The following is a 12,093-nucleotide window of genomic DNA, read 5'->3' on the forward strand; positions in this document are numbered from 1 at the left end:
GGCCCCACCCGGTACTCCCCCACCGGGTGGGGCCGCTTCGCGTTCCGGGCCCGCTCCGCGGGCCCGCCTCCCCATCCGCTCAGCCGCCCCCGTCCGACGCGCCGTCCCCGCCCTCGTCCCCGCCCTCCTCCCGGCGCAGCGGCAGCGGCCGGGAGGGTTCGAGCGCCGGGTCGTCCACCGCGAAGGTCCGCACCCGCCCCGGCCCGCTCCACGGCGTCTCGAACCGCACGGTGACCCGCCCGACGCCACTGCCCTGCACCCAGCCCGGCCCGAACTCCTCGTGCCGGACGTCCTGTCCGGGCATCCAGCGCCGCACCACGACGACCTCGGGCTCCTCCTCGGCCTGCTGCGCCGCGGCCGCCACCTCGGCGTGCTCGGCGGCCTCCTCCCGCAGCGCCTGGGCGAACAGGTCCTCCTGGGTGTAGTCGGCGAGCTGGGCGACGCCCACGCCGAGCAGCCGGACCCCGCCGGTGATGTCCACCTGCTCGGCCAGCCGGCGCGCGGTCGCGGTGATCACCGCCTCGTCGTCGGTGGGCCCGCCGAGCGTCTCCGAGCGGGTCAGCGTCGAGAAGTCGAACCGCCGGACCTTGAGCACCACCGTCCGCCCCGAGCGCCCGGCCGCCCGCAGCCGCCGCACGCACCGGCCGGCCAGCGCCTCGACCTCGCGCAGCACCCGCTCCCGGTCGGCCAGGTCGACCTCGTAGGTGTCCTCCACCGACACCGACTTGGCGTCCTGGTCGGCGATCACCGGCCGGTCGTCCACGCCTGTGGACATCTGGAAGATCCCGGCCCCGTGCGCCCGTCCGACCAGCTGCACCAGCTCCGCCTCCCCCGCCTCCGCGAGGTCGGCCACCGTGTTCAGCCCGGCCCGGCGCAGCACCTGCTCGGTGGCCGGCCCGATCCCGGGCAGCGCCCGCACCGGCATCGGCCCCAGCACGGCCCGCTCCTGCCCGGGCTCGATCATGACCAGCCCGTCCGGCTTGGCCCGCTCGGAGGCGATCTTGGCCATCAGCTTGGACCCGGCCGCCCCGACCGAGCCGGTCAGCCCGGTCAGCCGCCGGATGTCCGCCCGCAGGTCCTCGGCCAGCGCCAGGACCAGCCGCTCGCCGGTCTCGTGGTCCGCCTCCAGCAGCGCGGGGCCGTACGCACCTGCCTCCAGGTCCACGAAGGCCTCGTCCAGGCTCAGCGGCTGCACCAGCGGGGACAGCTGCCGCAGCAACCCCATCACGATCTCGCTGTTCTGCCGGTAGGCCTCGAACCGCCCCGACAGGAAGGCGGCGTTCGGGCAGAGCCGGCGCGCCTGCGCCATCGGCATCGCCGAGTGCACCCCGAACCTCCGCGCCTCGTACGAGGCCGTGGAGACCACCCCGCGCCCGCCGAGCCCGCCGACGACGACCGGCTTGCCGCGCAGGCTCGGCTTGGCCGCCTGCTCCACCGCCGCGAAGAAGGCGTCCATGTCGAGGTGGATGATGCTCGGCAGAGATCGCACCCGCCGATCATCGCGCACGGGTCCGACAGTGCGTACGACCCGGGCCGGACGGCCCGCGACGGGCCACCGGCGGCACGGGGACGTGCGCTACTTCCCCGCCGCCTCCGCCAGCGCCTTCGGAATGCCGTCCTCCTTGGGCCCGAGGAACAACGGGTCCGGCCGCAGCCAGGCGTTGGCCGCCGCCTTGCCCGCCCCGGCGACCTCCCGCAGCCCGCCGTACAGCCAGGTCGCGTCGTGCCACTCCGGCACCCCGACCGCGTACGAGCGGATGCCCGCCGCCTCGCACAGCGCCAGCGCCCTGCGGACGTGGAAGTCCTGGCTGACCAGCACCGCGTGGTCCACCCCGAAGATCCGGCGCGCCCGGGTGCAGGAGTCCCAGGTGTCGAAGCCGGCGTAGTCCCGGACCACCCGGTCCTCGGGCACCCCGTGCCGGGTCAGGTACGTGTACATCGCGTCGGGCTCGTCGTACTCGACCCGCCCGTTGTCCCCGGTCACCAGGATCGCCTGCACCTTCCCCTCCCGGTACAGGTCCAGCGCCGCGACCAGCCGGTGCTCCAGGTACGGCGAGGGCTTGCCCTCGTCCAGCCCGGCGCCGAACACCACCGCGACCGGCGCCGCGGGCGCGCTCTCCACCGTGCCCACCCGGTCGCCCGCGGAGAACCACACCCAGGCGCTCGGCGCCAGCGCGAGCGAGCAGAGCACCGTCCCGAGCTGGAACACCCTGCGCTGCGTCCGCCGCTGCCGCAGCCGCGCCCCCAGCAGCCCGGCCCTGCGCCGCAGCAGCCCCGATATCCCGGTGCCGTCTCCCACGTGCCCTCCCTCGATCACGCCAGTTCAGGGAACACGACGGGGCCGCGGGTCCGAACGGTTCCCCGTCCGGGCCCGCGGCCCCGTCGAACTCCTGCTCAGACCGCCCGGTTGCGCCGCTGCGCCAACTCGTCGGCCGGGTCGTGCCCGACCAGCGTCTCGCCGGTGTCGGTGCGCTCCGCGTGCAGCCTCCCGAGGGTGAGCTCCAGCTCCTGCCAGACCGCTCCGACCGCGATGCCGAAGATCCCCTGACCACCCTTCAGCAGGTCCACCACCTGCTGCGGCGTGGTGCACTCGTACACCGTCGCGCCGTCGCACATCAGCGTCATCCCGGCCAGGTCGGCCTGGGCGGCGGCCTGCAGGTGGGCGACCGCCACCCGGATGTTCTGCAGCGAGACACCCGCGTCGAGCAGCCGCTTCACGATCTTCAGCAGCAGGATGTCGCGGAAGCTGTAGAGCCGCTGGCTGGTCGACGGGTACGCCGTGCGGACGCTGGGCTCCAGCAGTCCGGTGCGGGCCCAGTAGTCCAGCTGGCGGTAGGTGATGCCGGCCGCCGCGCAGGCGGTCGGGCCGCGGAAGCCGAGCAGCTCGGACGTCGGTGCAAGCCGTTCGATGCTCGGCTGGCCCGGCTGTACGGCCGGGAACCTGCCCATCCGCGGGATATCCGTGACGGTGCGAGCGGTGCGCGGCATGTGCACGGCGCACCGGCCTCCCACGGCCGCGTCATCGCCGGTGCTGCTCATGCCTGCCTCCGTCCACTTGTGCTGCGGGCAACCCGACTACGGGCATCGGCCACCCGGACAGCCACTCCTGACGGTAGGCAGTCCCCTATGACCCGTCAACGATCGCCACGCCGGACCGGACAAACCACATCACTCAGGAGAGTGGTTTTTCGTGCCCCTAGTGTGGGTAGATGGACGGTTTTTGGCAAAACGGAAGGCCAAACGGCCGTGCGCCCGGCCCCCGCTACTGCGGGCCGCTGCCCCCGAAGTCCTCGGGCGAGACCTGGTCGAGGAACTCGCGGAACTTCTCGACCTCGTCCTCCTGCTCGTCCGGGATCGCGATGCCCGCCTCGGCGAGCACCTCCTCGCTCCCGTAGATCGGCGTGCCGGTGCGCAGCGCCAGCGCTATGGCGTCGGACGGCCGGGCGCTCACCTCGACCCCGCCGGCGAACACCAGCTCGGCGTAGAACACGCCCTCCCGCAGGTCGGTGATCCGGACCTCGGTGAGCTGCTGGCCGAGCGCCTCCAGGACGTCCTTGAACAGGTCGTGCGTCAGCGGGCGCACCGGGGTCATGCCCTGCTGGGCGAAGGCGATCGCGGTCGCCTCGCCGGGGCCGATCCAGATCGGCAGGTAGCGATCTCCCCCGACCTCCCGCAGCAGCACGATCGGCTGGTTGGAAGGCATCTCCACTCGGACACCCACGACGTCGAGCTCATTCACACAGGCAACCCTATGGCTCCGCTCCCGGATATGAAAGCGCAGAGCCGACGCCGCTGGTCAGCGAGGTGCGGCCGGTGCCGCAGGGCGTGTCGGACGCGCCCCGCCGCGTCGGGAGGCCGCTATCCCCGGGCCCGCAGGCCGGCCTGGACCATCGCCGCGTGCAGCCGTACGGACAGCGTCGCGAGCTCCCGGGCGGTGGCCTCCGCGTGCGCCCTGGTCTGTGGGTTCCGGTGCCGGCGCAGCGGCGCCACCACCTGCTCCACCAGCGCGATCTCGCGGTCCGCCGCGGCCTTCATGGCCCGCAGGTGGCGGGGCTCAAGCCCGTACCGCCCGAGTTCCGCGACCAACCGGGCCACCTGGAGCGCCTCGCCGTCGTAGCCGCCGTCCGGGCCCGGGGCGACCAGCCCGTAGGACTCCCACTCCGCCAGCTCCGACTCCCCGGCCTCGGCCGCCGCCAGCAACTCGGCGCGCCCCAGCCGGACGCCGGAGGGCACCTCGCCGGCGGCCACCAGCTCCCGGTCCGCCTCCTCCAGCGGTCCGGGCCGGGTGTCGGCGGCGGAGGGCAGCGCGGGCGGGTTCTCGCCGCGCTCGATGGCGTCCAGGTGCTCCCGGATCACCCGCAGCGGCAGGTAGTGGTCCCGCTGCATGCGCAGGACGTAGGCCAGCCGCTCGACGTCGGCCGGGCTGAACTTGCGGTACCCCGAGGGCGTGCGCTGCGGCTCGACCAGTCCCTCCGTCTCCAGGAAGCGGATCTTGGAGATGGTGACCTCGGGGAAGTCGTCGCGCAGGAAGGCCAGCACCGCGCCGATGCTCAGCAGCTCGTCACCGCCGCGCCGGCGGCCGACGGGCCGTTCGGCCCGGACCGGCTGCCGCGGGCCCGCGACCAGCCCGCGCCCGCCGCGGTCCGCCTGCGGACCGGACGGGGTTGGGGTGGCCGCCCCGAGAGAAGAGGAAGGGGTATTCGTATTCACTCGGGCTCCCGCCGACGTCGTTTTCAGTACCCCCGGTGGTGGCCGGCGAAGAACACCAGCCGGTACTTCCCGATCTGCACCTCGTCGCCGTTGTTCAGCGACACCTCGTCGATCCGCTCCCGGTTCACGTAGGTGCCGTTGAGGCTGCCCACGTCCGCGACACTGAAGCCGGCCGGGGTGCGGCGGAACTCCACGTGCCGGCGCGAGACCGTGACGTCGTCCAGGAAGATGTCACCCTGCGGGTGACGACCCGCCGTGGTGATGTCCGAGTCCAGCAGGAAGCGGCTGCCGGAGTTCGGGCCGCGCTGCACGATCAGCAGGGCCGAGCCCGGCGGCAGCGCGTCGATCGCCGACAGCACCTCGGCCGACAGGGCCGGCGTGGCGCCGGTGCCGGTCGTGGCGCTGGGGTCGTACGACTCCAGGCCGGAGATGGAGATGGTCGACGTGGTCTCCGCTGCCCCCTCCGGGAGCAGGCCGCCGCGCAGCGCCGTGCCGCAGTTTGAACAGAACCGGGCCGAGGCCGGGTTCTGGTTGCCGCACCTGGGGCACGGAGTGGGGCCAGCCATGTTCACAGCCTCCTGGCGGGGCACACCTGACGGGTTGTGCCCGGCGTACGGATCCGGGGCAAACCCTCCACCGGAGGTTGAGGGTCCTGACGGGAAACCTATGCGCGGCTCGCCGGAGGGGTCAACCGACGCGCCGTGGCCCGCCGGATTGGCCGCAAACTGGGCGGCGCCGCCGTCCCGGTAGAGCTGCTGGCCGTACGGCGCGGCCTCGGGGGCCGGACGCATGCCCGGCACCGCGGGCTCGTCCTCCGGCCGGCGGTGACGCGCGGTGGGCGCCTCGACGGCGGCCGCGTCACGGCCCTTGTTGCGACCGAACAACTTCGAGAAGAAACTCACGGGCGAATCCCCTTGCGTGTGACAGACCCGCCCGCGGGGCAGGGTGAGAACCTCGGACATGCTGCGAGCCCGATCCTTGCGGCTCGCCGGAGTGGTACTTCGTCGGTTGGTGCTGCGGTTGTTGCTCCGGAGCGTACTGGTGCGAACCAGTCTCGCCCATGTGACGGCGGCACCCCGCAGCGGGTGCCGCCCGCCCTTGACGGGCCGTTCGTCGGGCGCCCCGTCACTTCGAAGCCGGCTTGGCGTACTGCGGCGACTTCGGGTCCACGAGGGCGTCGACGACCACCTTCTGCTGCTGGGCGATCGTCGCCCGCGCCTGGTGGCTCTCCAGCGTGCGGACGACACCTCCCGGGATGTTCAGCGCGGGTGTCAGGTCCTGCGGGTTCCCCACGACCGTGAAGCGGTAGGGCTGCGAGACCTTCTTCCCGTCGATCTGCACCCCACCGGCCGACAGGTCGGTGAAGTAGGTGTTGACCACCACGCGCACATCGTTGATCTGAATCGCCTCCGCCCCCGCCGCTCGAAGTTCTTGCAGGGTGTCCAGCAGCATATCCGCCTTCACCTGCCCTTGGGGATCATCGACCGTGAGTACGATGCCCGGACCAGTGGCTTTGGCGGTGCCGGCGAGCACACCGAGCTCCGTCATCTTCTTCCTGGTCTGCTCCTGGGCCTCCTTGGCCTGGTTGGAGCTGTTCTCCAACTTCGCCAGGGACTGCTCCAGCTCCGCCTTCTCCTGCTGGAGACGCTGCTGCCGGCTGTCCAGTTCGTCGAGGATCCGCACCAAGTCCTCCTGTCGGGCCCCGCGCAGCTGACTGTGGTGGTCGTTGGTCGACCGCACCTGGATCGCCAGCCCCAGACCGAGCGAGAACAGCAGCAGCGCCACCACCAGCTGCCCGCGCGACAGCCGCGGCGGCCAGATCGCCGCCTTCAGCCGCCGTCGGCCGGCGTTCCGGTCCGCGGCGGGGTCGGGCTCGACTGCCGCTTCCGGCTCCGGCTCCGACTCCGACTCCGACGATGCTTCCGGCTTGTGCTCGGGCTCGGCGGCAGGCACGGGTGCCGGCGCGGACTTCGCCGCGGGCTCGGCCACGGACTCGGCGTCCGGCTCGGCCTCGGGCGCCGGCTCGGCGGGCTTCGTGAGCCGCAGCGTCGGCTCGGGCCCCGCACCGGCGTCAGGCTCGGCCTCGGTGTCGGGCTTCCCCTCCGACGCCTCCCCTGACTCCTCGGACTCGGCGGCCTCCCCGGCCGTCCCGACAGCCTCGTCCGCCGCCCCGGACCCCGCGTCCGGCTCCGGCTCGGGTCCGTTCGCGGCCTTCTCGACAGACTTCTCGACGGCCTGCTCGACAGGCTTCTCGACCGACTCCTCGCGCGGCTTTCCGGCGGTCGGCTCCGCCGCCACCGCCTCCCGCTTCTCCTCCGCCGCCCCGCGGCCCGGCTCAGGCGCGGAAGACATGGCGCCGGATCGCGGCCGCGTTGGAGAAGATGCGGATGCCGAGGACGACGACCACGCCGGTGGACAGCTGCGAGCCGACCCCCAGCTGGTCGCCGAGGAAGACGATCAGTGCCGCGACCACCACGTTCGACAGGAACGAGACGATGAACACCTTGTCGTTGAAGATCCCGTCGAGCATCGCCCGGACGCCGCCGAACACGGCGTCCAGCGCCGCCACCACCGCGATCGGCAGGTAGGGCACGACGGCGTCCGGCACCTCGGGTTGGACGAAGAGGCCGACGACCACCCCGATCACAAGACCCAGTACGGCAATCACGGTCTGGCTGCTCCTGTCCCTGTCGTGGTCTTGGTGCCTCCGGTCGTCGGACGCCGTTTGGCGGTGGGGGTACCGCCGGAGGCGGCCGGCGACCCGGAGGCGGAAGGCGAGGCCGATGGTGAGACGGACGCGCCGGGGCTCTCCTGGGTTCCGGCTCCGGCCGAGGGCGTACCGACCGGCGCCGCCGGGGGCGAAGCCTCGGGCGTCACCGGCTGCGCGGTCCGCAGCGTGAGCCCGACCGCGGCCGGCAGCGTCAGGTTCTTCTGGACCGAGAGCGTCGACTTGATGCCGTACTGCTCCTGGAGCAGCCGCAGGTACTGCCCGGCCATGTCCTTCTCGAAGGCCGTGAGGAGCTTCGAGCCGTCCCCGATCGCCTGGATGTTGTACGGCGGCACCAGCGGCCGGTTGTCCACCAGCACCGCCTCGCCCGCGGCCCGGATCGCGGACAGCGCGGTCAGCCGCTGGCCGTTGATCGCGATCGCCTCGGCCCCGGATCCCCAGAGGCCGTTCACCACCAGCTGGAGGTCACGGTCCCGCAGCCGGCCGCTGTTGGAGAAGCCCTGCCCGGCCCGCGGGTCGACGTTGCCGCCGAGGCCCGTACCGGCGGCGTCCTCCAGGACGAGCTTCACGCCCGGCCCGGTGACCTGGCCCAGGCCCACCGCCTCGGCCATCCCCCCGGTGTCGCCCGCCCCCGACGCGAGCGCCTGCTGCTGCGTCGTGTCGACCTTGAGCCGCAGCTCCTGCACCTGCTTCTGCAGCCGGTCGGCCGAGGTGTTGCTGTCGTTGATCCGGTGGATCAACGCGTCCCGCTCCTTGGCCAGCGAGGGCTCGGCCTTGTGCGCGTTCACCGCGCCCACCGTCACCACCGCGCCGACCAGTGACAGTCCGACGCCCAGCGTGAGCAGCCCCTGCCAGGTGCCGGGTATCCGACTGTCGCGGGCACCGCCGCGGGCGGCGGCCGCCTCCGCGTAGCCCTCGTCCAGGCTGTGATCCATCACGTTGGTCAGCAAGGACATCGAGGCATCCGGACGGTTGTACCGTCCGTTCGGGGCACTCGGTGTCGGCGTCGCTGGCATGGAGACCATCGTCCCACGTCGCCGAGAGGGCCATTGCACGGCCCCTGAGCTGCACACACGCTGCACACATGACGGAAAGTGACGGATTGTTCCGAATGATGTGAAAACGGACAGCGGGGCGCACGGATCACACCGTGCGCCCCGCCGTTCGAGGCAGTTCCGAGCCCGGTTCTTGACCGGGCCCGGCTCAGGTCCTCGGCCCGGCCGGGGCCGTCACCGCCCCGCCCCGTCGACCACGGCCGCCCACTCGTCCAGCAGCGCCTCAGTGGCCTCGTCGTCGGGGCCCTCCGCCCACAGGTGGGTGACCGCCTCGGCCGGGTCCGGCAGCACCAGCGTCCAACGCCCGTCCGCCTCGACCACCCGGACGCCGTCGGTGGTGTCCAGCCGACGGCTTCCGGCCGCCTCCACCACCGAGCGCATGACCATGCCCTTGGCCGCCCACGGCGTCGCGATGTCCCGGCGACGGATGTGCGCCTGCGGGATCCGCGCGTCGATCTGGCTCAGCGTGAGCTGGGTCCGCGCCACCAGGCCGACCAGCCGGACGAACGCCGCGGCGCCGTCCAGCACCCCGCTGAACTCGGGCACCACGAAGCCGCCGCGCCCGTCCCCGCCGAACACCGTGCCCTCGGCGGAGGCCGCCTTCGCGAGGTCGTCCGGTGTCGTCGTGGTCCAGATGACCTGGGTTCCGTGGTACGCGGCGACCTGCTCGGCGATCCGCGTGGTGGTCACCGGCAGTGCCACCTGCCCGCTGCGCCGCTCGGCCGCGACCAGGTCCAGCAGCACCAGCAGCGCCCGGTCGTCGTCGATCACCCGACCGAGCTCGTCCACGAACGCGACGCGCTCGCCCACCGGGTCGAACCGCACCCCGAAGGCCGCCCGCGAGGAGGCGACCAGCTCGCCGAGCCTGGCCAGGCCGGCCCGGCGCTCCTCCGCGTCCTCGGTCGGCCGCGCCTCGTCCAGCCCGGTGGAGACGGTGAGCGCCTCGACCCCGAGCCGGCCGAGGATGCTCGGCAGAACGAGGCCCGCGCTGCCGTGCGCGGTGTCCACGACCACCTTCAGCCCGGCCTCCCGGACCCCGGATGTGTCCACCGTCCGCAGCAGGTTGCCGGCGTAGGAGTCGAAGACGCTGGACGGGAAGGTGAGGTCCCCGATCTCACCGGGAAAGGCCCGCCGGTACTCCTGGCGCGCGTAGACCCGGTCGAGCTTCCGCTGGCCGGCCTGCGAGAGGTCCGCCCCGCGCTCGTCGAAGAAGAGGATGTCCAGCGAGTCCGGCACACCGGGCGTGGTCCGCAGGAAGATCCCGCCCGCGCTCCCCCGTGCCGTGTGCTGCCGGGCCACCGGCATGGGCACGTTCTCGAGGTCCCGGACGTCGATCGCGGAGGTCTGGAGCGCCGAGATCATCGCCCGTTTGAGCGCACGCGCGCCACGCGAGTGGTCACGCGCGATGGTGACGGTGGCGCCCTTCTTGAGCGTCGTCGCGTACGCCCCGGCGAGCCGCACGGCCAGCTCCGGGGTGATCTCGACGTTCAGGACGCCCGAGACGCCGCGGACCCCGAAGAGGTGCTCCTGCCCGCGCGACTCCCAGATCACCGAGGTGTTGACGACGGCGCCGGCCTCGATGGTCTTGAACGGGTAGACCCGGACGTTCGCCCCGATGATCGACTCCTCGCCGACCAGGCACTCGTCCCCGATCACCGCGCCGTCCTCGATCCGCGCGGCCCGCATCACGTCGGTGTTCTTGCCGACCACGCAGCCCCGCAGATTGCTCTGCGGCCCGACGTACACGTTGTCGTGCACCACCGCCTTGTGGAGGAACGCGCCGCGCTTGACGACCACGTTGCTGCCCAGCACGGTGTGCTCGCGGATCTCCACGCCGGCCTCGACCTTGGCGTAGTCCCCGATGTACAGCGGCCCGCGCAGCACCGCCTCCGGGTCCACCTCGGCACCCTCGGCGACCCAGACGCCAGGGGAGATCTCGAACCCGTCGAGCTCGACGTCGACCTTGCCCTCCAGGACGTCCGCCTGGGCCTTGCCGTAGCTCTCGTGGGTGCCCACGTCCTCCCAGTAACCCTCGGCGACGTAGCCGTAGACCCGCTTGCCCTCCTTCAACAGCTGCGGGAAGACATCGCTCGACCAGTCGACGGACTCACCCGCCGCGACGTAGTCGAAGACCTCGGGCTCCATCACGTAGATACCGGTGTTCACGGTGTCGGAGAAGACCTGCCCCCAGGTCGGCTTCTCCAGGAAACGTTCGACCCTGCCCTCGTCGTCCGTGATCGTGATGCCGAACTCCAGTGGATTCGGCACCCTCGTGAGACAGACGGTGACCAGAGCGTTCTTGCTGCGGTGAAAGTCGATCAATTCCGAGAGGTCGAAGTCGGTCAGCGCGTCACCGGAGATCACCAGAAAGGAATCGTCCTTGAGCGCGTCCTCTGCGTTCTTGACACTCCCCGCAGTGCCCAGTGGCGTCTCCTCGTGGGCATAGGTCAGATGCATGCCCAGCTCTTCGCCGTCGCCGAAATAGTTCTTGACCAGCGACGCCAGGAACTGCACGGTGACGACGGTGTCGGAGAGACCGTGCCGCTTCAGCAGCCGAAGCACGTGCTCCATGATCGGCCTGTTGGCGACCGGAAGCAGCGGCTTCGGCATGCTGGAGGTCATCGGGCGGAGTCGGGTGCCCTCGCCCCCTGCCATTACAACGGCTTTCATTACGGGTGCGTCCTCCTTCGCGGTGGTGGACCAGCAGGTCCATCAAAGCGTTCCAGAAGGTTCTCTACCCGGAAGGCATCGTCCGACGCACCGATGAGGCGTGGGGCTTCTCTCAGATCATGTCTCAGACTGCGGACGCGGAACCCGCGACGCTCGCCCGGACGATCCGCCTCGCCTGAACCGCGTAAAGAATCGCGGCCCACCAGTACAGCGTCGTCCCCCACCAGATGAACGCCCAGCTCACCACCTCGGCCGGCCGCGCGATCCAGCTGTCCACACTGCCGAGCAGCAGAAGCGGAAACGCGTACATCAGATTGAACGTCGCGGCCTTCCCCAGGAAACTCACCTGGAGCGGGCCGTAGCCGTGCCGGTTCAGAATCGGCAGCAGCGCCGCGATGAATACCTCACGGGCCAACAGGATCGCGGTGAGCCACCACGGCAGAATCTCACGCCAGGTCAGTCCGACCAGCGTGGAGAGCACATAGAGCCGGTCGGCCAGCGGATCGAGCAGCTGCCCCACCCGGCTGATCTGCCCCCACCGCCTGGCGAGCTTTCCGTCCAGGTAGTCGCTGACCCCGCTCAACGCCAGGATCAGCAGCGCCCAGCCATCGTTGTTGGGACCGTCGAACACCGGCCACAGGATGAGCCAGAGAAACAGCGGAACACCGACCAGCCGGCCCATGCTCAGCATGTTGGGGATGGTGAGGACGCGATCGGTCTGGACCCGCGTCTCCTGGACCTCCACCCGGGGGCCTCCTGTCCCGTGTGACGACAATTGCATGTTGACCCTACAACAGAGAAGCCCCCGACCGGTTCGCCCGGCGGGGGCTTCTCTAGAAGAATTGTTCGGCGGCGTCCTACTCTCCCACAGGGTCCCCCCTGCAGTACCATCGGCGCTGTGAGGCTTAGCTTCCGGGTTCGGAATGTAAC

11 protein-coding genes and 1 rRNA gene are annotated in these 12,093 nt (G+C 71.6%); all 12 read right to left on the minus strand.

Annotated features, from left to right (window positions below):
- Nucleotides 1-79 precede the first annotated feature (79 nt).
- On the minus strand, nt 80-1,489 hold the full coding sequence (locus ACWDBB_RS29280; protein ID WP_449792460.1) for a DNA polymerase IV: 1,410 nt from the start codon (nt 1,487-1,489) through the stop codon (nt 80-82).
- An 87-nt stretch (nt 1,490-1,576) separates the two neighbouring features.
- Nucleotides 1,577-2,299 (minus strand): SanA/YdcF family protein, encoded by a 723-nt coding sequence (locus ACWDBB_RS29285; protein ID WP_449792461.1) that lies wholly within the window; start codon nt 2,297-2,299, stop codon nt 1,577-1,579.
- 95 nt (nt 2,300-2,394) lie between these two features.
- Nucleotides 2,395-3,039 carry a MerR family transcriptional regulator gene (locus tag ACWDBB_RS29290; RefSeq protein ID WP_449792462.1) on the minus strand — a complete coding sequence of 215 codons (645 nt, stop codon included), beginning with the start codon at nt 3,037-3,039 and terminating at the stop codon, nt 2,395-2,397.
- 223 nt (nt 3,040-3,262) lie between these two features.
- Nucleotides 3,263-3,739, minus strand: coding sequence for a bifunctional nuclease family protein (locus ACWDBB_RS29295; protein ID WP_030303568.1), 477 nt, complete (start codon nt 3,737-3,739; stop codon nt 3,263-3,265).
- A 119-nt stretch (nt 3,740-3,858) separates the two neighbouring features.
- Nucleotides 3,859-4,554 carry a transcriptional regulator FtsR gene (gene ftsR / locus ACWDBB_RS29300; protein WP_449792470.1) on the minus strand — a complete coding sequence of 232 codons (696 nt, stop codon included), beginning with the start codon at nt 4,552-4,554 and terminating at the stop codon, nt 3,859-3,861.
- 179 nt (nt 4,555-4,733) lie between these two features.
- Nucleotides 4,734-5,612: an FHA domain-containing protein gene (locus ACWDBB_RS29305; RefSeq protein ID WP_449792463.1), complete on the minus strand. Its 879-nt coding sequence runs from the start codon at nt 5,610-5,612 to the stop codon at nt 4,734-4,736.
- A 223-nt stretch (nt 5,613-5,835) separates the two neighbouring features.
- Nucleotides 5,836-7,062 (minus strand): DUF881 domain-containing protein, encoded by a 1,227-nt coding sequence (locus tag ACWDBB_RS29310; protein WP_449792464.1) that lies wholly within the window; start codon nt 7,060-7,062, stop codon nt 5,836-5,838.
- Nucleotides 7,046-7,378 carry a small basic family protein gene (locus ACWDBB_RS29315; RefSeq protein WP_030062488.1) on the minus strand — a complete coding sequence of 111 codons (333 nt, stop codon included), beginning with the start codon at nt 7,376-7,378 and terminating at the stop codon, nt 7,046-7,048. Before ACWDBB_RS29315 ends, ACWDBB_RS29310 begins: the two co-directional genes overlap by 17 nt.
- Nucleotides 7,375-8,394, minus strand: a complete 1,020-nt coding sequence (locus ACWDBB_RS29320) for a DUF881 domain-containing protein (RefSeq protein WP_449792465.1) — start codon at nt 8,392-8,394, stop codon at nt 7,375-7,377. Before ACWDBB_RS29320 ends, ACWDBB_RS29315 begins: the two co-directional genes overlap by 4 nt.
- A 273-nt stretch (nt 8,395-8,667) precedes the next feature.
- Entirely contained in the window at nt 8,668-11,163 is a 2,496-nt protein-coding gene (locus ACWDBB_RS29325) for a sugar phosphate nucleotidyltransferase (RefSeq protein ID WP_449792466.1), read from the minus strand.
- A gap of 124 nt (nt 11,164-11,287) precedes the next feature.
- On the minus strand, nt 11,288-11,908 hold the full coding sequence (locus ACWDBB_RS29330) for a CDP-alcohol phosphatidyltransferase family protein (RefSeq protein WP_449792467.1): 621 nt from the start codon (nt 11,906-11,908) through the stop codon (nt 11,288-11,290).
- Nucleotides 11,909-12,007: 99 nt separating this feature from the next.
- A 5S ribosomal RNA gene (rrf, locus tag ACWDBB_RS29335) occupies nt 12,008-12,093 on the minus strand; the annotation flags it as partial.

The organism is Kitasatospora sp. NPDC001095 (assembly GCF_053598615.1).